Source organism: Polynucleobacter sphagniphilus, from assembly GCF_029892205.1.
Classification (GTDB): domain Bacteria; phylum Pseudomonadota; class Gammaproteobacteria; order Burkholderiales; family Burkholderiaceae; genus Polynucleobacter; species Polynucleobacter sphagniphilus.
In genome coordinates this window covers 317143-337955 of sequence record NZ_JARXVX010000002.1, presented here as the reverse complement: position 1 = coordinate 337955, position 20813 = coordinate 317143, and the positions used below count along the sequence as shown (strand labels likewise).

22 protein-coding genes are annotated in these 20813 nt (G+C 45.3%); 16 read left to right on the top strand and 6 right to left on the bottom strand.

Annotated elements, in window-relative coordinates; all coding sequences use genetic code 11:
- Nucleotides 1-3: 3 nt before the first annotated feature.
- Both M2125_RS06015 and ccmI read left to right on the top strand, forming a co-directional pair.
- Nucleotides 4-465 (top strand): cytochrome c-type biogenesis protein, encoded by a 462-nt coding sequence (locus tag M2125_RS06015; protein WP_076023480.1) that lies wholly within the window; start codon nucleotides 4-6, stop codon nucleotides 463-465.
- Nucleotides 462-1655 carry a c-type cytochrome biogenesis protein CcmI gene (gene ccmI / locus M2125_RS06010; protein WP_280742698.1) on the top strand — a complete coding sequence of 398 codons (1194 nt, stop codon included), beginning with the start codon at nucleotides 462-464 and terminating at the stop codon, nucleotides 1653-1655. Before M2125_RS06015 ends, ccmI begins: the two co-directional genes overlap by 4 nt.
- A gap of 35 nt (nucleotides 1656-1690) precedes the next feature.
- Here ccmI and M2125_RS06005 read toward each other — a convergent pair whose 3' ends face one another.
- Complete coding sequence (locus M2125_RS06005; RefSeq protein WP_076023482.1) at nucleotides 1691-2452, bottom strand: SDR family oxidoreductase; 762 nt, start codon at nucleotides 2450-2452, stop codon at nucleotides 1691-1693.
- 111 nt (nucleotides 2453-2563) lie between these two features.
- Here M2125_RS06005 and M2125_RS06000 point away from each other — a divergent pair, with 111 nt between their 5' ends.
- The 12 genes from M2125_RS06000 (at nucleotide 2564) to M2125_RS05945 (ending at nucleotide 13886) form a co-directional block, all read left to right on the top strand.
- Nucleotides 2564-3904, top strand: a complete 1341-nt coding sequence (locus tag M2125_RS06000; RefSeq protein WP_280742697.1) for a TAXI family TRAP transporter solute-binding subunit — start codon at nucleotides 2564-2566, stop codon at nucleotides 3902-3904.
- 41 nt (nucleotides 3905-3945) lie between these two features.
- On the top strand, nucleotides 3946-4701 hold the full coding sequence (locus M2125_RS05995) for a 2OG-Fe dioxygenase family protein (RefSeq protein ID WP_076023484.1): 756 nt from the start codon (nucleotides 3946-3948) through the stop codon (nucleotides 4699-4701).
- 5 nt (nucleotides 4702-4706) lie between these two features.
- On the top strand, nucleotides 4707-5948 hold the full coding sequence (locus M2125_RS05990; protein ID WP_076023485.1) for an MFS transporter: 1242 nt from the start codon (nucleotides 4707-4709) through the stop codon (nucleotides 5946-5948).
- Nucleotides 5945-8383 (top strand): heavy metal translocating P-type ATPase, encoded by a 2439-nt coding sequence (locus M2125_RS05985; RefSeq protein ID WP_076023486.1) that lies wholly within the window; start codon nucleotides 5945-5947, stop codon nucleotides 8381-8383. The genes M2125_RS05990 and M2125_RS05985 overlap by 4 nt, the downstream gene beginning before the upstream one ends.
- Nucleotides 8384-8392: 9 nt before the next feature.
- Entirely contained in the window at nucleotides 8393-8581 is a 189-nt protein-coding gene (ccoS, locus tag M2125_RS05980; RefSeq protein WP_076023487.1) for a cbb3-type cytochrome oxidase assembly protein CcoS, read from the top strand.
- Between the two features lie 159 nt (nucleotides 8582-8740).
- On the top strand, nucleotides 8741-10177 hold the full coding sequence (gene ccoN / locus M2125_RS05975; protein ID WP_076023488.1) for a cytochrome-c oxidase, cbb3-type subunit I: 1437 nt from the start codon (nucleotides 8741-8743) through the stop codon (nucleotides 10175-10177).
- A gap of 13 nt (nucleotides 10178-10190) precedes the next feature.
- A complete protein-coding gene (ccoO, locus tag M2125_RS05970; protein WP_076023489.1) occupies nucleotides 10191-10841 on the top strand; it encodes a cytochrome-c oxidase, cbb3-type subunit II in 651 nt (216 codons plus the stop codon).
- A gap of 21 nt (nucleotides 10842-10862) precedes the next feature.
- On the top strand, nucleotides 10863-11030 hold the full coding sequence (locus M2125_RS05965) for a cbb3-type cytochrome oxidase subunit 3 (protein WP_076023490.1): 168 nt from the start codon (nucleotides 10863-10865) through the stop codon (nucleotides 11028-11030).
- Nucleotides 11027-11956 (top strand): cytochrome-c oxidase, cbb3-type subunit III, encoded by a 930-nt coding sequence (gene ccoP / locus M2125_RS05960; protein WP_076023491.1) that lies wholly within the window; start codon nucleotides 11027-11029, stop codon nucleotides 11954-11956. The genes M2125_RS05965 and ccoP overlap by 4 nt, the downstream gene beginning before the upstream one ends.
- Nucleotides 11957-13414 carry a cytochrome c oxidase accessory protein CcoG gene (ccoG, locus tag M2125_RS05955; protein WP_076023492.1) on the top strand — a complete coding sequence of 486 codons (1458 nt, stop codon included), beginning with the start codon at nucleotides 11957-11959 and terminating at the stop codon, nucleotides 13412-13414.
- 29 nt (nucleotides 13415-13443) lie between these two features.
- A complete protein-coding gene (locus tag M2125_RS05950) occupies nucleotides 13444-13632 on the top strand; it encodes a FixH family protein (protein WP_076023493.1) in 189 nt (62 codons plus the stop codon).
- On the top strand, nucleotides 13629-13886 hold the full coding sequence (locus M2125_RS05945; protein WP_076023494.1) for a hypothetical protein: 258 nt from the start codon (nucleotides 13629-13631) through the stop codon (nucleotides 13884-13886). The genes M2125_RS05950 and M2125_RS05945 overlap by 4 nt, the downstream gene beginning before the upstream one ends.
- 3 nt (nucleotides 13887-13889) lie before the next feature.
- On the opposite strand, the gene M2125_RS05940 is transcribed toward M2125_RS05945, so the two are convergent.
- Entirely contained in the window at nucleotides 13890-14645 is a 756-nt protein-coding gene (locus M2125_RS05940) for a helix-turn-helix domain-containing protein (protein ID WP_076023495.1), read from the bottom strand.
- Nucleotides 14646-14725: 80 nt separating this feature from the next.
- Between M2125_RS05940 and M2125_RS05935 the strand changes: the two genes are divergently transcribed.
- Nucleotides 14726-15445, top strand: coding sequence for a sulfite exporter TauE/SafE family protein (locus M2125_RS05935; protein ID WP_076023496.1), 720 nt, complete (start codon nucleotides 14726-14728; stop codon nucleotides 15443-15445).
- Here the strand turns inward: M2125_RS05935 and M2125_RS05930 are convergent.
- Both M2125_RS05930 and M2125_RS05925 read right to left on the bottom strand, forming a co-directional pair.
- On the bottom strand, nucleotides 15419-17062 hold the full coding sequence (locus tag M2125_RS05930) for a SulP family inorganic anion transporter (protein ID WP_076023497.1): 1644 nt from the start codon (nucleotides 17060-17062) through the stop codon (nucleotides 15419-15421). The two genes, M2125_RS05935 and M2125_RS05930, sit on opposite strands and share 27 nt — an antisense overlap.
- 28 nt (nucleotides 17063-17090) lie before the next feature.
- Nucleotides 17091-17492, bottom strand: coding sequence for a DUF2177 family protein (locus M2125_RS05925; protein WP_076023498.1), 402 nt, complete (start codon nucleotides 17490-17492; stop codon nucleotides 17091-17093).
- 87 nt (nucleotides 17493-17579) lie between these two features.
- Here M2125_RS05925 and M2125_RS05920 point away from each other — a divergent pair, with 87 nt between their 5' ends.
- A complete protein-coding gene (locus M2125_RS05920; protein WP_076023499.1) occupies nucleotides 17580-18020 on the top strand; it encodes a universal stress protein in 441 nt (146 codons plus the stop codon).
- Here M2125_RS05920 and M2125_RS05915 read toward each other — a convergent pair.
- Together M2125_RS05915 and M2125_RS05910 are read right to left on the bottom strand one after the other, a co-directional pair.
- Nucleotides 18012-19499 carry a M23 family metallopeptidase gene (locus M2125_RS05915; RefSeq protein WP_280742696.1) on the bottom strand — a complete coding sequence of 496 codons (1488 nt, stop codon included), beginning with the start codon at nucleotides 19497-19499 and terminating at the stop codon, nucleotides 18012-18014. The two genes, M2125_RS05920 and M2125_RS05915, sit on opposite strands and share 9 nt — an antisense overlap.
- Nucleotides 19500-19594: 95 nt before the next feature.
- On the bottom strand, nucleotides 19595-20800 hold the full coding sequence (locus tag M2125_RS05910; protein WP_076023501.1) for an MFS transporter: 1206 nt from the start codon (nucleotides 20798-20800) through the stop codon (nucleotides 19595-19597).
- Nucleotides 20801-20813: the final 13 nt, after the last annotated feature.

The following is a 20813-nucleotide window of genomic DNA, read 5'->3' as shown; positions in this document are numbered from 1 at the left end:
GTAATGATCAAACAATTACTAATTTCGATCTTCATCTGCAGTGTAGCCAGCGCATCTCTAGCGAATGAAGCAGCTCCTCTGGCGCAAGATCCGATAGTCGAGCAGCGTCTGATTGCTATTTCAGAAGAAATGCGTTGTTTGGTATGTCAGAATGAATCGCTTGCCGGATCACGCTCTGATTTGGCGCAAGATTTGCGCAGGGAAATTCGTGAGCAAATACAACAGGGTAAATCGGATCAGCAGATCAGGGAATTTATGGTTGAGCGCTATGGTGACTTTGTGCTCTACCGCCCACCAGTCAAACCGCTCACTTGGGTGCTCTGGGTCGGGCCTTTTGTATTGTTGCTTGGTGGTTTGATTGCCCTTTTGTTATACGTACGTCGCAGAAAGACTGCGGCCCCTAAAATATCGCTTTCTGATGTTGATAACCAACGCATTGATGAACTATTGCGGGAAGAAAAATGATTCCTTTTTATATTGCCGCTGCAGCACTAACCTCCTTAGTTTTATTGTGGTTATTTCATCCCTATTTATGGAAATTAAAAAGTTCACGCGCTACTCGGCAGCAATTAAATGCTGCTATATATCGTGATGAGCTTTCAAAATTAGAGGCGGATCAAAAAGAGGGGCTGATCGATCAAGATACATACAGCCTGGCGCTTGCTGAGATTCGTCAGCGCCTGCATCAGGATACTGTCGAGGTAGAGAAAGTGTTGGTCTTACACTCGCCTAAAAAGACCATGATTGCAATTGGTTTATTTATTCCTTTATTTGCAGTCTTAATGTATTGGTGGCTTGGGAGTGCACAGCAAATAGCCCAAGTATCCAATCGGCCACAAATGAGTCAACAAGATGTTGAAAAAATGGTGTCAGCACTCTCTGTGAAGATGGAGCAAAACCCCGGCGATCTAAAAGGCTGGGTCATTTTGGCTCGCTCTTATAAAGCATTGGGACGTATTGGGGATTCTGAAAAAGCGTTTGAACGTGCAGGCGCTTACATTGATAATGATCCGCAATTATTAGCCGACTATGCTGATGTGGCTGCCAATAATGCGAATGGAAATTTTACTGGCAAGCCGCAAGCTTTGATTAATAAAGCCCTCAAACTTGATCCCAATAATATGATGGCGCTGTGGCTGGCAGGCGCGGCGGCTTTTAGTAAGAATGATTTTCGTGGGGCAGTTCAATTTTGGGAGCATCTAGTTCAGAGGTTCCCACCGAATTCTGAGGATGCAAAAATTATTGAGAGCTCGATTGCCGAGGCTCGCGATAAAGGACATTTACCGGGTGCTGCCAAGCAGGCTTCATCAAGCAGTCAAAGTGTGAGTGGAATCGTGGAGTTAAAGGCTGATCTGAAATCAAAAGTGAAGCCTGATTATGTTGTCATGGTAATTGCAAAGGCACCTGGCGTCAGAATGCCTGTTGCTATTATGCAGGCGCACGCTTCAGAGCTGCCCTTGCAATTTGTTTTAAATGATTCTTTGGCGATGACTCCTAGCGCTTTGATTTCCAATTTAAAAGAGGTCACGCTTGAGGTCAGGATCTCCAAGACTGGGCAGGCAATGCCAGAGCCAGGAGATCTTTATTCGACGACGCAGACTGTTAAAGTAGGGGCAAAGAATCTAAAAGTATTGGTAGACCAGATTCGACCGTAGAGATTTCTTTTTTAGAAATTCCCTAAGCGCAACTGCTACCCTCTCCCAACAAAAGGCATATTAGTTGCCATAATTGTCATTGAAAGAATATTGCTTTCTAGGGGTAGCTGAGCCATGTGCAAGACTGCTTCCCCTACATGATTGACATCCATGCGAGGCTCTACCTTGATGGAGTGATCTGCCTGCAAAATACCAGCTGCCATACGCTCAGTCATTTCAGTGGCGGCATTACCAATATCAATTTGCCCGCAGGCAATATTGAAAGGTCGCCCGTCTAAGGCAATGGATTTCGTTAAACCGCTGATAGCATGTTTGGTTGCAGTATAAGGAGCCGAGAAAGGGCGTGGTGCTGAAGCTGAAATCGATCCATTATTGATGATGCGGCCACCTTGGGGTGTTTGGTCTTTCATCATGCGAATTGCTGCTTGGGAGCATAAAAAGGCTCCCGTCAGATTGGCATTAACTACGCTAGTCCATTGCTCGTAGCTTAAATCTTCCATGGGAATGGCTGGGGCGCCCATGCCAGCGTTATTAAAAAGTACATCAATGCGCCCAAACTTCACTTTTAGGGATTCAAAAAGATGTTTTACATCCCCAGGCTTGCCAACATCACAGCCGACTGCTAAGCAGTTTTCGCTGTTACCGCCGATATCTGTAATGGCCTTTTCGAGCTTGTCTAGAGTGCGACCAGTAAGAACCACTTGATACCCTCCTTGAAGCAGTGCTTTGGCTGCAGCCTTACCAATTCCGGTGCCTGCGCCTGTGATGAGGGCAACTCTATTTTGTGCTGTAGTCATTGATATCGCCAGAAGAGCCTAAAAAGCATTATCTTATCTTGATTTTGTGACTCCTTTTGAATCGAGATCTGATCTGATGAAGCGGGCATAATTAAAAGAAAAAGAGACCTTATGAACATGATTCGACGCTATCGACGTAATCCTATTGCCATTGGAGTGGCGATCTTGGTATTGATTGGCTTATTGTTTAGTGCTTTGTGGATCATGATTCCACCACCACCCAAGAAGATTGAAATTGCTACGGGCTTTCCAACTGGGCTGTACTACCACTTTGGTGAACGGCTGAAGCAAGAATTAGCCAAGGAAAGTGTCGAGCTCAAAGTGCGCTCGACAGGCGGCACCTTAGATAATTTGAAACTTTTAAGTGACCCAAAGTCAAAAGTTGATTTTGCATTAATTCAGGGTGGGGTAGCAGACGTAGCCCACTACCCGCATTTAGTTTCTATTGCAGGCATGTTTTATGAGCCTATGTGGGTTTGGTATAGGCCATCGTCTTTCGCTCAGGAAAAAGGCGAATTAAGTGTCTTAAGTCAGCTAAAAGGAAAGCGTGTTTCTATAGGTAATATCGGGAGTGGTACTCTGGTATTGAGTAATGCATTGCTTCATGAGGGTGGGCTTGAAAAAAGTGATTTTCATGCGGAGATGCTAAACCCTGAAAAAGCCCTAGAGCAATTCAAGAGGGGGGAGCTCGATGTGGTGATGTTGGTTAGCGCTGCCGAGGCGCCCTTGCTGCAAGAGTTTTACAAAGTCCCAGGCATTCGTCTGATGAGCTTTGATCAGGCTGAGGCTTATTCAAGGCGCTTGCCTTATTTAGCCCGAGTCAATGTGCCTCGCGGCTTATTAAGTATTGAGCATGATCTTCCAAGTCGAGATATCACAGTGCTTGCTCCTACGGCTACTTTAGTGGGGCATGATGATATGAGTCCGGCTTTGGTCACGCTTTTGTTAAGCAATACCTACGATATTCTCAAAACATATTCGCATTTACAAAAAGCACATCAATTCCCTTCCGGTGAAAACTTGGATTTTCCATTACAGGCTGATGCAGAAATTTACCTCAATGATGGTCCCTCATTCTTGCATCGTCATTTGCCATTCTGGACTGCAGTTTGGGTGGGGCGTTTTGTCAAAATTGTTATTCCTCTTTTGGTTATTTTGATCCCCGTATTTACCTATGTGCCTGCAATCAAAAATTTTGCTTTACGTCTAAAGCTTTCTAGAGTGTACGAAGAGCTTAAGGCGGTTGAAAAAAATGCTAGCAATCTGAATATCGAAATTGAGAACTATCAAAAAATTGCTGACATTGAGCGTCGTGTTGACAATATCAAGGTATCTGCCTTAGATGCCAAAGAGCTCTATGACTTAAAGGGGCATGTTGCCAATGTCCGTGTCAGACTCAATTTATATAGCGCAGCGAATCAAACGCCTGCTATGTTTAAAAACGATGAATAGGCGCTTATTGAAGCCCTTACTGATTGCCCTAAAATAAGCCCATGACTATCGCAAACTTAGCGCCTCTCTTGACTCCAGTTGGCGAGATCATTCCCTCCTTAAAAAGCCAGGGCTATGTAATCATCGGCGCTGATAGTGTCGCGCAAATAACACATACCTCTCTAGCCGATCTCCAAAGTCTTGCAGTTACCTGGGAAGGTATGCCCCGTGACCCTTATTTACGAGATGGTGGGCGTTACCGTTATCGTCGCCATGGAAGTTATGAGGTTAAGAGTGGCGTTTTACAGAGGGTGCCACATCGAGCCCATTGGCAGTCTGTTTCTTATAATGCCCTGCATGGTGGGATAGAGCGGTGGTTCGATCCCATCTCGCCTGATGTCGAAAATAATTCGGCCTGGCAATCTCTATTATTGGGAATGGCTCATCTCTTGAGCAGTCTTAAGCCAGTAAATACGTGGTTTATCGAGGCCCATCAATTTCGGATAGATACAACCGATGGAATCGGTAGGCCAACTCCAGAGGGGGCTCATCGCGATGGCGTTGATTTTGTAGCAGTATTTTTGCTTGATCGAGTCAATATTAAGGGTGGCGAAACTCGTATCTTTGAATCTGCTGGATCAGCTGGCTTACGTTTTACCTTAACTGAACCTTGGTCTTTATTGTTAATGAATGACGAACGCATGATTCATGAGTCCACGCCAATTCAGCCAATTGGGGATTATGGACACCGAGACACCTTGGTGCTTACTTTTAGATCCAACGGTTTTCAAGATTCACCCAAGAGTAGCCAGCAATAAATACGATGCGTTTTCGCTCTATTGGGTATACCCCTTTTATGCTCCTGGCACAAACCTGTGGCTTGCTTGGTTTTGGGTGTTATGCAGTAGTTCTCATGCCCTTGCAAGTGGAATGGCAATTAAGTAATTTGCAGTCAGGTTTAATAGCAAGCGCCTTCTTTTTTGGTTATATGCTGATTGTTCCATTGGCTACCGCACTAACTGATCGGATTGATGCACGCAAGGTCTATCTGCTTGGCGCGCTATCAGCTAGTGCTGGCTTGCTTGGAATGGGTTTATTTGCAAGTGGCTTTAAAACAGGGCTCTGTTTTATGGTGTTAAATGGGGCTGGTCTAGCGGGCACCTATATGCCGGGATTGAAAATATTATCCGATCGTATTCAGGCTGGTGAACTAACGCGCCATATTGCCTTTTACACTGCGTTTTTTGGTATTGGTACAGGTATCTCTTATTTAGCATCCGGCTGGATCTTGCATGGACTGGGTTGGCGTTATGTCTTTGGCTTGATTGCTCTGGGCCCTCTAAGTGCTTTTTTGATCGTTCTTTGCTTTATACCTGCCCTTACCCATGAAAAATGGAATGGCCCCATACATATTCGTTTGCGCGATATTTTCCCGATTGCTAAATGGCGGGAGGTGTTAAAAGATAAAAATGCAGCTGGTTTTATATTTGGGTATACCGCCCACTGTATTGAACTCTTTGCATCTCGCAGTTGGATCGTAGCCTTTTTTGGATTTTGCGCTACTGTATCCGGTGATGGTTTTATTTTTGCTGCTACCACCTTGGCTGGTTTAGTCAATTTCTTTGGCGTTCCTTCCTCTATTCTTGGAAATGAAATGGCCTTACGTATGGGTCGGCAAAAATGGATCTGCCTAGTGATGCTTGGCAGCGCAGTGATGGGTATCGTTCTCGCCTTATCCACCGGCCAATCTTGGTGGGTGATTGTGGTGCTTGCAATAGCGCATACTGTTTTCATCATGGCTGATTCTGCAACACTGACTGCTGGCCTGGTGATTAGCGCTCAGGAAAATATCAAAGGCGCTGCAATGGGCCTGCACTCCCTGATGGGATTTGGTGGCGGTATGCTGGGGCCTGCACTATTTGGTTTTGTATTGGATCTGTCCGCCTCAAAACATTCACAAATCTCTTGGGTATGGGCTTATTTTTCGGTTGTGATTTGGGGTGTTTTATTTGTTCTCTATGAACGTCGTCATGGTTGGTCAGGTAGGTTGAAAACGAATTCATGAAAGATTCTTTTGCGCCCAGCTCTTGTTATCACTGCGGTGGATTGGTTTTACCGCAGGATGAATATAAGGCGCAATTCGGAGGTATTTCTAGGATTTTCTGTTGTGCTGGCTGCATGGCAATTGCGCAAACAATTCATGGGGAAGGTCTAGAAGTGTTTTATGCCAGGCGCGCACAAAGTAGTGAGAAGCCGGCTGAGTATTTAGCTCGTAACGAAATTCCTGCAAGCTTATTGGCATATGACGATCTCTCTTTACGGGGGCGTTATACCCGTCCAAGTGGTGAGTTAGGATTGCTTGAGACGACACTGCGCTTAGAAAAAATTCGCTGTGCTGCTTGTGTCTGGTTATGTGAGCAGCATTTACGTAGGATATTGGGGGTGCGTGATGTGCAAATTAATTACGTTACCCAAAAAGCAAAAGTGATTTATGAGTCAGACAAAACAAGTTTGGCGCGCTTGTTATTTGAGATAGAGCGTATTGGATACGAGGCATGGCCATTCGAACCTTCTCTCTCGCAAGAAAAGGCTAAAAAGGAAAAGCGTCAACTCCTCACTAGAGTCGGGGTAGCGCTATTGGGCATGATGCAGGTCATGATGTATGCCTGGCCAACTTATGTTAGTCAGGAGCGTATTCCAGCCGAATACGATCTGCTATTAGGTTGGACAAGCTGGGTTTTAACTGTGCCAGTGATGGTGTATTCAGCTGGCCCTATATTCCAATCGGCATGGCGCAGTGTTCATTCATTTGCGCGAACACACATGTTGGGTATGGATGTGCCAATCGCTTTAGCCTTGGCTCTCGCATTTTTGGCTGGAACAATTAACCTCTTGACGGGTTTGGGTCAAAGTTACTTTGATTCAATCACTATGTTTGTAGCATTTATCTTGGCAGCGCGTTATGTGGAGTTGTTGGCTCGGCAAGATGCCCAAGGCGGGGCAGAGGCCTTAGCAAAACAGTTGCCCGCTACTTGCGAGCGGACTTTGGCATATCCTGACTTAAAAACGATTGAAGTCGTTCCGGTTGTCAACTGCCATCCTGGAGAGGTACTACGTGTTTCTCCTGGTGAGATTATTCCAGCGGATGGAATTTTGTTGGAATCAGAAAGTGCTGTAGATGAATCATTATTAACTGGTGAATCTAAGCCGATTGATAAAAAAGTGGGGGATTGTTTGTATGCTGGCACCCACAACATCCTCAATCCAATCTTTATGAGAATTGATGCGGTGGGGCAATCTACTCGAATTGCAGGAATTGCCTCACTTCTTGATCAGGCATTGATTGCAAAGCCTTTAATGGTTAGCCTTGCTGAAAAGTGGGCTGCTTATTTTGTGTGTTTTTTGTTATTCAGTGCAGTGCTCTCCTCCTTAATTTGGCTATATATAGATCCAAGTCGTGCATGGACTGTATTGGTAGCGGTATTAGTAGCGAGTTGCCCATGTGCCTTGTCCTTGGCCGTTCCTACCGCCATGGCTGCAGCCCAAGGCGCAGTTACCCGCTTGGGCTTGCTGATTGTGAGGGGGCATGTCTTGGAAGGCTTGGTGAAGACAACTGACCTGGTGTTGGACAAGACGGGAACATTGACGATGGGTGAGCCAGAACTTACGCAAATTATGAATCTGCGCAATGACTATACCGAGCAAGATGCGCTCGCGCTTGCCAGTGCGATGGAAGTGGGTCAACGCCATCCTTTGGCTCTATCTTTATTGCGCGCCACCCAGCTACGTCGACTGAATCTACCAATTCTCAGAGATGAAATCACCAATCAATTGGGTAAGGGTTTAAGGTGTGGGGCTTATCGCTTGGGTAGCGCAGCATGGACTGGCGTCATGCAAGATCCTGCTGCAGGTCAATATGGGCAGGTGCACTTGGTTGATGAGCGAGGCCTGATTGCCAGCTTTGTTTTCTTGGATACCCCGAGAGCAGGGTTAAGTGATTTATTGAATGCTGCAAAATCGAGAAAAATTACTATTCACTTAATATCGGGCGATGACCTTGCCACCGTCGCTTGGTGGGCTGAGAAGCTCAACATTACAAGTTACCGTGGTGGATGTAGTCCTGAGGATAAGTATGACTTCATCAAGGCGCTGCAAACAGAAGGGCGCCTTGTTTGGGCTATTGGCGATGGCGTTAATGATGCTCCTTTGCTTGCTAAGGCGGATGTTTCGATCGCTGTTGGATCTGGTGCACCGCTTGCATCAGCAGGTGCTGACGCAATCTTGACAGCCAGTTCCTTGAGTCCTTTGGCTAAAACACTTTTATTGGCTGATAAAACGCAGTTCATCATTAAAGAGAATTTAATCTGGGCATTTGTTTATAACGCATTGGCTATTCCGGCGGCCATGATGGGGTGGGTCAATCCTTGGGTAGCTGGCATCGGCATGTCACTATCGTCTTTAGCGGTTACTTTAAATGCCTGGCGTTTAAGAAAGGCTTAGACTACTCACATGGAAAGTCTGTATTTGCTCATTCCCTTGTCTTTAGGTTTAGTGGCCTTTTCTGCCTGGTTACTACGCTGGTCAGTAAAAAGTGGTCAGTATGACGACGTCAATGGACCTGGCCAAGCTATTTTGATGGATGACGATACGCCTGATTTAAAGCAGGTAAAAGAGAACCCAGATCAATTACCCGACTAATCTCCTTGGCTTTGCTTAGATTGATTAGGGTTTTCCATCAAATTTGTATTAGTCCCATCCTGTTTGATATAGATCAAACCGGCTCCAAGACCTTGCTTTGATAATCAATCCAGTCTATTTGGATTATGTCGCTGTTTGGTCACAACAAAAGGAGAGACCATGGGAATTACCGTGGGGAGTAATCAAGATACCTTTAACTACAAGGTTGTCAGTCAATTTGCCATGGTTACCGTACTTTGGGGAATTGTTGGCATGCTGGTGGGGCTTATCATCGCAGCCCAACTCATCTGGCCAGAAATTACTTTTAACATCCCTTGGCTTAGTTTTGGACGTTTGCGCCCATTACATACCAATGCAGTGATTTTTGCGTTTGGTGGCTCAGGCTTATTTGCCGCGTCCTACTATATTGTTCAGCGAACCTGTCAAACGCGACTGTTCTGCGATAAATTGGCTGCCTTTACTTTTTGGGGTTGGCAAGCAGTCATCGTTTTAGCAGCAGTGACTTTGCCGCTGGGTATTACCTCCTCCAAAGAATATGCCGAGCTTGAATGGCCTATCGACTTATTGATTACCGTTGTGTGGGTTGCATATGCAATTGTTTTTTTTGGCACGATTATTCAACGCAAAACAAAACATATTTATGTATCGAATTGGTTCTTCGGTGCTTATATCTTGGTAATTGCCATTCTTCATATTTTTAATAATTTGGAGATGCCTGCAAGTCTTTGGAAATCCTATTCCGCATACTCGGGAGTGCAAGATGCGATGGTTGAGTGGTGGTATGGTCATAATGCAGTTGGTTTTATGTTGACTACGAGCTTCTTGGGGATGATGTATTACTTCATTCCAAAGGAAGCTGAGCGCCCCATCTACTCCTATCGTTTATCAGTTGTCCACTTTTGGGCCTTAACCTTTACATATATGTGGGCAGGCCCTCACCATCTGCAGCACACTTCATTGCCTGACTGGACCCAGTCTCTTGGTACTGTTTTCTCTTTGATTTTGTTGGCACCATCATGGGGTGGCATGATCAACGGCATCATGACTTTGTCGGGTGCCTGGTATAAATTACGTAGCGACCCTATCTTAAAGTTCTTAGTAGTGGCTTTGTCCTTCTACGGCATGTCTACGTTTGAAGGTTCAATGATGTCGATTAAGACCGTCAATAGTCTGTCTCACTACACAGACTGGACGATTGGTCACGTGCACTCTGGTGCACTGGGCTGGGTTGGCATGATCACAATTGGCTCTTTGTACTATTTAATTCCCCGCTTAGTGGGTCAAAAAGATATGTACAGCACCCGTTGGATTGAGTTGCATTTCTGGATCGCAACAATCGGTGTGGTTTTATATATTGCTGCAATGTGGATCGCAGGTGTCATGCAAGGTTTGATGTGGAGAGCTTTTGAGCCTGATGGAACTTTGACTTATAGCTTTGTTGAGTCTGTCAAAGCGACCTATCCCTTCTATGTCATTCGTTTAGTTGGGGGGCTTTGCTACTTCGCAGGCATGCTATTGATGGCTTACAACGTATTTAAAACCGTTCAAGGTAAAAAGTTCGTGAATCCTCCAATCCCATTAACCATTCAACACTAATCAGGAGAAGAAAATGTCTCAAGAAAATAAATTCTTTTCCCATGAAACCATTGAAAAGAATGTGGGTTGGTTAATCATTTGCACAATCATTGCTGTTTCTTTTGCTGGCTTAGTGCAAATTATCCCTTTGTTCTTCCAGCACTCCACTACAGAGCCAAGCCCAGGTGTAGTGCCTTACACTGCACTGCGTTTAGCTGGGCGTGATGTGTATCAGCGGGAAGGTTGCGTGAACTGCCACTCGCAGCAAATTCGTACTCTGCGATCTGAGGTTGAGCGTTATGGGCCTTACTCCTTGGCTGGTGAATCTGTATTTGATCATCCATTCTTGTGGGGTAGTAAGCGTACCGGTCCAGATTTGGCGCGTGTTGGAGGGCGCTACTCCGATGAGTGGCATCAAATTCATTTAAATAATCCGCGGGATGTAGTGCCCGAGTCCATCATGCCAAGCTACCCCTGGTTGGCCAAGAGTCCTGCTGATGCATCTAGTATTTCGTCACACATGCTGGCGATGCGTCGATTGGGTGTTCCTTATACCGATGATGAGATTGCCAATGCATCCAAGGAGCTGGAAGGCAAGACAGAGTTAGATGCTTTAATTGCCTACCTTCAGGGACTTGGAATTAATCGCCGTTACATCACTATAGATGAGGTGGTTGTTAAGTAGCTACTTAACAACTAAATAGTCATGCAAGACATAACCCCCTATTTATCCGCCGCTTCCACGGTTATTGGTTTGATTTTTTTTATAGGAATTGTGTGGTGGGCTTGGTCGTCTAAAAGACAGACGGCCAATCAAGAGTCTGCCGAACTTCCATTCGATATTCCAGATGAATTTAGTAAGGACGAATCATGAGTGACTTTCTTAGTAGTGGCTGGAGTACTTACATTGCCTTAGTGGCTCTATTAGGTATTTTTTGGTGTATTTGGCTCTTATTTTCTCAACGCAAAGTCAAGGTCGTTCATACGCCGGATGGCGAAGTGGCAGATACCGGCCACGTATGGGATGGAGATTTACGGGAGTTAAATAACCCATTGCCACGTTGGTGGATGTGGATGTTCTTGTTCTCCTGTATTTTTGGCTTGGTATATTTAGTACTCTTTCCAGGTCTAGGCTCTTTTCCTGGAATCATGGGCTATAGCACCCGTGGCTCTTTGATGCAGTCGATGGAAACATCGAATGAGGAGTTAAAGCCGGTGATGTCCAAGTACGTCAATATGGATATTGTTGACGTAGCTGCCGATCCAAAAGCCCTCGAAATGGGTCAGCGTTTATTCTTAAATTCATGTGCCCAGTGCCATGGTTCTGATGCCGGTGGAGCTAAAGGCTTTCCAAACCTCGCCGATGGTGACTGGCTTTATGGCGGTTCTCCAGAGAACATTAAGGCAACAATTACTTATGGCCGCGGAGGAGCAATGCCTGCATTTGGAGCGGTTCTCACTAGTGCACAAATTAAAGATGTTGCAAATTACATTCGTAGCCTCTCCGGTCTGCCTGTAGATGATTTAAAAGCAGCTAGGGGTGCTGAAGTGTTTAAGACATATTGCGTTGCTTGCCATGGCGCAGATGCTAAGGGCAATATTGTTATTGGCGCACCTAACTTAACCGATAAAACATGGTTATACGGTAGCTCTGAGAATACTATTACCGAAACACTGCTCAAAGGCAGAAATGGTGTGATGCCCGCTCAAGACAAAGTATTAAGTCCTGAAAAAATTCAACTCTTAACTGCTTATGTATGGAGTCTCTCTAACAATAAGCCCTCTCAATCAAAGCAATAAATGTTAGAAAATTCGCCGGTGGGGAAGCCCATTCCAATTGATGTAATAGAGGAATCTCTTTATGAGGTCCGGCGAAAGATTTACCCTCGTTCTGTTTCAGGCCTCTTTGCGCGTTGGCGTCTTATCCTAGTCATTGCTACCCAGTTACTCTTTTATGGATTACCTTGGGTAAGTTGGAATGGTCGTCAAGCTATTCTCTTTGATTTGGTGCAGCGTAAGTTTTATATCTTTGGCCTGGTGTTGTGGCCACAGGATATTATTTACCTGACTCTACTGTTGATTCTTTCAGCTCTTGCGCTCTTCCTATTTACGGCAATCGCAGGACGCCTGTTTTGTGGTTACGCATGTCCGCAAACGGTCTATACCGAAATTTTTATGTGGATCGAGCGCCAGGTTGAGGGCGATCGTTTTGCCCGCATCCGCCTAGATGGGGAGGAATGGCCATGGAGTTTCCGGAAGTGGCGTTTAAAGGTCACCAAGCATTTCCTCTGGCTTCTCATCGCTTTTTGGACTGGGTTTACTTTTATAGGGTACTTCACCCCAATCGATAGTTTGGGTGCGGCGCTTGTGCACCTGACGCTTGGACCTTGGCAGACTTTCTGGCTTTGTTTTTATGCTTTTGCAACTTGGGGCAATGCAGGCTTTATGCGCGAGCAGGTTTGTAAATATATGTGCCCCTATGCGCGCTTCCAGAGTGTGATGGTTGATAAGGATACGTTTTTAGTTACATACGATAAGGTACGCGGCGATCCGCGTGGGAGTCGCAGCAAGTCCGTAGATCATACTGCCTTAGGTTTGGGTGATTGTGTTGATTGCAGCATCTGCGTTCAGGTATGTCCCACGGGCATTGATATTCGGGATGGCTTGCAATATATGTGCATCGGATGCGGAGCTTGCATTGATGCCTGCAATCAGGTGATGGAAAAAGTCAACTATCCAAAAGGTTTAATTCGCTACACCACCGAGAATGCAGTTGAGTTTAAGGAGTCCAATCAAAGCGCAATTCGACATATTTTGCGACCACGTGTATTGATTTATACCGCCTTTATTGTGATATTAACGTCGGCGTTCATGTTTTCTCTCGTGACCCGTAATCCCTTGAGAGTCGATGTGATGCGTGATCGCGGAGCTTTGGCACGCGAGGTGGATGGTGCTCGCATTGAGAATGTCTATCGAATTCAGATGATGAATGCATCTGAGCATCCACTGAAGGTGAGCATGCAAGCCAAGGGGCTGGAGGATCTGATGATTCTCAATTCGCAAGGCAATGAAGTGAAAGAAATCATTGTTGAGCCAGCAAGCAACCAACTATTGCCGGTTAAAGTAAGCGCAAAGATTGGTCAAGATGCGCCGGGAACTTACCCAATTCAGTTTGATGTTAGTGCGCAAGAGCAGGATGGTGCAAAATTAATCATTCATACGCGTGATGAAAAATCTAGTTTTATTATTCCCCGTTAAGCCTTACAGCGAAAGATGGAGAGGTGAGCATGTCATATCAAGAGAGCAATAAACCCTGGTGGAAACAGCTTTGGCCTTGGCTATTAATTAGTGGACCAGCAATAGCTGTGATTGGCTGCGCAATTACTATTTGGTTGGCTTATAACCTTTACGCAGATGTTTCCTTGCATGAGGGGATCGTCAAGCAGGGTCTTAAAGTTGAGCAGGTTAGCAAGTGAAATACCGCATCCTCCTTTGGATTCTTTGGCCATCCTTTTTGGTTTCTGGTCTCGCAGAGGGATTTCTATTTAGCTTTGTCCAGCCCGACGATTTGGTATTTTTTGGTCATCATCCGAATATTTCTGATGAGGGTATTTATACCTTGGGATTTTTTGCTATTTGGATTTTCTGCGCGCTTTCAAGCGCCTTAACCACTTATATATTGCCTGGAATTGATACCGATAGTGCTGGAAAAGATCGAGGGCTCTTGTAGGGCTTACGGTATTTTTTTGAGGATACGGGCTCGTTCAGGATTTGGTATTCCGGCAAGTTCGTAGAGTCCGTCCACATCAATGAGTTTGATGTGACGCTGTTTGATTTGCACTAACCCCGATTCAGCAAAACGAGAAAGCATGCGGCTTACAGTCTCAATCTGAATTCCCAGATAGCTAGCAATTTCCACGCGACTCATTGGTAAATCAAATTCATGATTGAGGTAGCCTCGGGCAGCTAAACGTTGTGATAAATTGAGCAAAAAAGCTGCCAAGCGCTCTTCAGCGCGCATGGTTCCTAGGGAGAGTAGGTGGCGTTGGTCTTGTGTGAGTTCGCGACTCAGAATGCGGTGAAATTGCTGTTGCAGTGCCGGTATTTGGCGAGCCAGGTCCTCAAAAGCTTCGTAGCGAATAATGCAGACTTCGCTTTCCTCTACCGCAATTGCTTCGGATTGATACTGACCCTCACCAATGCCATCTAAGCCGATAATTTCACCCGGTAGATGAAATCCAATGACTTGTTGGCGTCCGTCTTCTAGAGCATATTCTGTTTTCAGAGTACCAAAGCGCACACTGTAAACTGAGCTGAGCGGATCACCATGGCGATATAGACTTTCCCCTTTTTTGAGGTGTACTCTTTCTTTGACGAGCGTATCAATTTTGCTGATATCACTTGCAGTAATTCCGACTGGTAAGCAAAACTGTCCCAATACACATACTGAGCATTTGCTGGCGGGATTATCAGAGTGATAGAAATTCATGATGGATCTAATTATCAGACAAGTTTATGCTATTAGGGTGAATCCTAACCTTTCATTAATGCATATTTCGACAGGTATTTATGCTCACTAGCAGTCTACTATTGGCGGTTTTCCTGGGTGCCCTCGTGAGTGGTTGGCATTGCGCCTTAATGTGCGGTGGGATTGCGGCAGCAATTGAGCGACCTATTCAGATTGCTAGGCCGCTCCAAACCCCCTCTCAACTGTTTTATCTTCAATTAATCATGCACTTAGGGCGTTTAACCACCTACGTCTTATTGGGCTCGATCGCTGCAGCGATTGGCGTGGCAGTATGGCAGCAAAATATCATTCCCCTACAGAGACCCTTATTTGCTTTCACTTCTGTCATTTTGATATTCATGGCCTATCGCTTGCTACAACAAAGACCGAGCAGATCTTTGCCGGGTAGTCGGTGGTTTAGTTCAACAGTGGCCGGTTATTGGGCTAAATATCTGGGGCATTTCGCTAGCGGTTCGTCTCGCTGGTTTAGCGGTATGTTGTGGGGTTTGGTTCCTTGCGGGCTGGTTTATAGCGTTCTGCCCTTGGCATTTTTATCTGGGGATGTATTGACTGGCGCCACTTTAATGCTAGCTTTTGGTTTGGGTACACTGCCTAACTTACTGCTCATCTCTAAATTTTCAGCGGTCTTAACTCAATTTGCTCAATATAGTTGGGTGCGTTATTTAGCGGCGAGTTTATTGTTCGCTGCAGGCGCTTTTGGTTTATATCGAGCTTGGGTACTTCCTGTGGCTTTATTAAAAGGTGGCTTCTGTATTACTTAGGGCTGCTTCAATACCATTTTTTAGGTTCGCAAATAAACAATTGGGCGCCAAAGACTCAATGAAGCCACTGCGCACTGATATACCATGAGGTTGATGTTCTAGGCCGCAAATAATCAGTTTGATTTGATTGGCTTTGCACAGACGGTTTAATTCAAGAATCGCCTCCATGCCTGATGAGTCAATATAGATCACATTCTTCAAATCTAGAATGAGCGCATCACTAGGTAAATTGTCTTCAATGGTTTCTACTAATTTGACCGCACCAAAAAAGATAGCGCCATAAATTCGATATGCGTCTATTTTTCCTTGTTGATTTTCTAATTCAGGAAAATCATGGGTATTCGTACGCTCGCAGCGAGAAAGGCTAGAGATGCGGTAAATGAAAGTGACAAACGCTAACAATAGACCTACTTGAACTGCTACTGTGAGATCAAGTATGACGGTTAAGAAAAATACGCTGAGCATAGTGAGGCGATAAGGCAGGCGAAATTGCCTGAGCTCAAAAAACTTTTTCCATTCGCCCATATTCCAGGCTACATACATCAAGATAGCGGCAAGACAGGCGAGGGGGATTTCTTTCGCTAATGGTGCTGCTAATAACACAATGATCAACAGGGTAAGAGAGTGCACGATACCAGCGATGGGGGTGGTGGCACCACTTTGTATATTGGTGACGGTGCGTGCAATGGTGCCGGTGGCCGGCATACCGCCAAAGAAGGGGCAAATCAAGTTGGCGATGCCTTGCGCCATTAACTCTTGATTGGAGTTGTGCCGGTCATGTATGAGGCCGTCTGCAACCCTGGCACACAGCAGGGATTCAATTGCGCCAAGTAATGCAAGAGTGAGTGCGGGTGTAATGACAAATTGTGAAGTACTCCAGTTGATCGGAATCCACTCAAAGCTTGGTAAGCCAGATGGAATACCGCCAAAGCGACTTCCTATAGTGTCAACCGGCAAACTAAATGCGGCAGTGATGATGGTGGCAAAGATCATCGCAATGACAGTTCCTGGAATATGCCCTAACCATCCTAAACGGCTCTGAAATACCCGCCAAATCACCAAAATAGCAAGACTGGCCAGCGCAAGTGTTAATGCAAAAGGATTTAATGTATCGGCAGCAGCATACAGGGCATGGATTGCATTAAAAAATTCAGCGGGCATCTTGGCAATTGATAAACCAAAGAACTCTTTGATCTGAGATAAACCAATTAAGAATGCAATGCCATTAGTAAAACCAATAATCACCGCAATCGGTATAAAGCGAACCAATGTACCGAGACGAAACACACCCATCAAAAATAAAAAAATACCCGACATGGCCGTGGCCAGCAAGAGGTTGGAGACGCCATAGCGATCGACAATGCCATAGACAATCACAATAAAGGCCCCGGCTGGGCCGCCAATTTGCACGCGACTGCCACCCAGTAGGGCAATGAATCCACCTGCAATAATGGCTGTAAAAATGCCTGCTTCAGGTTTTAGTCCGCTGGCAATCGCAAAAGCCATTGCTAGCGGAAGTGCCACTACGCCAACAGTTAAGCCAGCAAAAACATCTTTTAAAAAGAGCGCTCGATCATAGCCCTTAAAGGAGTTGACTATTTTTGGGTAAAAGAACATGAATGACGGATGAGAAAGAGGCTCTTTATTAGCCCATTCGATTACCCAGGTGATATGCAATCAGAGCTGCTAATGCAGAAACGCAACTGCCCCAAACCATATCAATGATGGCCAGCCTGGTTGAAAAATCTCGTATCACGGCCAAGCAGGTTAAGTCGTAAGTCATGTAACAGAAGAAGCCAAACAGGGCGCCATATTGCAAGGCGGATAACCAAGACTGTTTTGAGAGGGCCGGAATGATGACAAAAATACTTGCGCCCAACGCATACAGAATATAAAAGGCGAGGCCAGCAAATAGTTTGGGCTCACCAGACATGAGGGTGCCCATGTCATCTCGATAGAGATTTTTAGCTATTCCCAAAAGCCAAATTAAATCAATGGCAACTAGGCTCACTAGGAAGGAAAAATAAACCGTAAGGTATGTCAGCACTTTCGATTTCCTTTGCGCAATAAAGGGGACATAATTAACATTATGAGGTATGGATGTGTTTCATAGTTGAATTTACAGGAGGTTTATATGTTTAAGCATTTATTGGTACCGGTAGATGGTTCAGATGTAAGCAAAAAAGCACTCAAAAAAGTAGCTGCCTTAGCAAAAAGTGATGGCGCATTAATTACCTTGGTATATGTTTCAGATCCCACGCCTCCCTTGGTTTATTCCGATAGCACCATGGGCTACAGCATTACCCAGAAGGAGCACTTAAGCGCTTGCGATGCTTTTGCTAAAGAGGTTTTTAAAAAGGCTAGCGCTCAATTGGGTGCCGAGATAAATGCTAAATCAGTACACATCTCGAATTCAAATTTAGCAGAAGGCATTTTGGATGGCGCCAAGAAAGCAAAAGCAGATGTGATCGTCATGGCATCCCATAAGCGTACCGGCATTACAGGATTCCTCTTGGGCAGTGAAACACATGAGGTCATCGTACACTCCAAGCTACCAGTCTTGGTTTTAGGGTAGGGCAGAATAGTTCTTAATGGGGGTGCCCAGCAGCAGAATTTCTCGTGTGAGGCCGCTACTATCTCCATCTCGCATTGACCAGAGATCGAGCTGCATGCGAGGAGAGTAAGGGTCAACATATACCCCATCTTTTCTTAATTCAAAATGTAGGTGTGGCCCAGTTGATCTTCCAGTGGTTCCAACGGAGCCGATTTCAACGCCACGCCTCACTTCATTGCCCATCTCTAGTTCTGGATTAAAACTGCTCAGATGGGCATAGTAAGTGTGATAGCCGCCGGCATGTTCCAGAACAATCAAATTGCCATACGCACCGCTATACCCAAGGTGAACCACTTTGCCATTTGCTACGCTAAATACAGGCGTACCAATTGGAGCGGCGTAATCAATCCCCATATGAGCACGATAGCGCTGACCAGGTGGATTACCCATTTTGGTTTTGCTTGAGGCAACAACAGTTGATTTAGTTGATTTGGATGATTTTCTACTGCCAGTTACTGGAACTTGTCCTACACCTCTAGAGATCCTTCGATAGCTTAAGGGGTTTGTCCAGAAAGAGCGTTCCAGAGCTTCACCGGTGGCGGTATAAAAACCACCTGGAATGTCGCCGCGTTCCAGCCAGTAGGCACTTGAAAATACTTCACCATTGGATGGGTCAATAATTTCAGCCGCCCAAATTTGCGCCCAATGTTCACGATCACCAAAATCAACAATTAATCTCACAACACTGTTGGTATTTTCAAGAGAATTACTATCCTCAGGGTAAATTTGTTTTATTAAAGAATTTAGTTCCCAAACAAGTTCAACAGGCAGTTTGTCGCCCACCTTTCGAGGGTCATATAAAACATCGCGTAAGGAGATATCTATTTCGGTGAAACGCTTTGCTTCATCTTTGAGATAGTCTTGCTCAATTAGATAGCCACCGGCAGCAAGCGGAGTAAAAGTCCAAATCTCGGTTTTGCTATCTTGGATAGGGCCATTCATGATGCTCAGAGAGTCAAAGCGATTGCGAGTGCCAAATGCCACTGCATAAGGAATGCAGTTACCACGCATATGATCAAAAAAAGTTTTGGTTTGCTCTTTAAAAAACTCAGAAAATGGTTTGTCGGTAATGCCAACCTTAGCGGGTAAATTATCTTCAAAGAAGCTTCTAGCTAGGCAGCCGCGTTCAATTCGATAATCCAAATTCCCATCGATATCGCCCGTTAAGGAGTTGGCGCTTTTGCGCTGGAATAATTCGGGATTGAGGCTCATGCTCATGGCTGGGGCGCGCGACGATAAGTCCTTGAGACCCATTTGCTTAGTGCTTTGACTATGGGTGCGCTTATGAACCTGTGGTTTTTTATTATCTATCGTGGTTTGAGCCAGTGCACGATTAAAAACACCTATACCAATGAATTGAATTAGGGCAAATGTACATGCTACTAAAAGCTGTAACCCTCTTTTCTTGAGGATGAATGGATGTTGAGCTATTTTCTTCACGTTGCCATTATCTAATAATGTGAGCTGCCGTCCTGATATTTGTTCTGCGCCGTAATGGGGGATATGCGGGCTGCTTAACCCTCATGCATGTGGTGTTAAGAGAGGTCTTTTAAATGCAGGGTGCGCAAATGAGGCGCTAGTCGATAGGTTGCCAGTACCACAAGAATAGTGATGAATCCCCCAAAAGCAATTGAGGGAACCAAGCCCATTAAGCTAGCCGCAATTCCAGACTCTAGAGCACCCAATTCATTCGATGAGCCGATAAAGATGCCATTGATTGCGCTGACTCGCCCACGAATATGATCTGGTGTAGTTAATTGCATGATGCTGGTTCTAATAACCACCGAATACGAGTCACAACATCCTGAAATAAAGAGGAAAAAAGCGCAAAGCCAGAGAGTGCTTGAAAAGCCAAAGGCAATGATGGCTAGCCCGAAACCTAAAACAGAAATAAAGAGTTGTTTACCAGAGTCCGATAGTGGTGGGCGGCGTGCTAAATAGATTCCAACAATGGCGGCGCCGGCAGCAGGTGCTGCACGTAAGATGCCCAGTATTTCGGGGCCACCATTGAGCACTTCCTTAACAAAAGCCGGCAGAATGGAAACCGCTCCTCCAAATAAGACTGCAAACATATCCAGCGCCATGATACTTAGAATAAGTTCATGTTTGCGAACATAATGAAAGCCTTCTAAGAAACTCTTAACGAAGTGCGTGGTGGGGCGATCTGCTTTTTCTCTGTGAGCCTGGATAAAGCTCACCCCATATAAGCCAATAAATCCGCAGAATGCTGCCAGCCCATAGGTCCACTGTAAGCCTGCAAACCCGATCATTAGGCCACCTAGGCCGGGTCCTGCAACCACGCAAAACTGAAAGGCTGAGGTGGAATAGGCGGTATAGCGTGATAGATGCTCCCTGGGAATAATTTGTCCAAACAGAGCATGAAAAGAGGGTCGCAATAAAGCGCGCCCGATACCAATAAAGGCAACTGCGGTATAGATTAAGGGCACTGGGTTGGTAAACCAATTTAAAGCAATTGCCACTAAAAAAAGGGCAACCCCAATATGTACTAGGCAAGCAATTGCTGAGATTGCTTTACGGGAGTAGTGATCAACCGCATGACCGGCATAGAGGGCGAATGCGAAATAAGGAACAAGCTCCGCTAGGCCAATCAACCCAAGTGACACCACGCTATTGGTAATGTTGTAAAGATGCCAGCCTACCGCCACCATTAAAACTTGGTAACTCAGCGTTGCACCTACGCGATAAAGCAATAGGGTTCTAAAGGCTTTGCCTGTATGCATTAATGGATGTTAT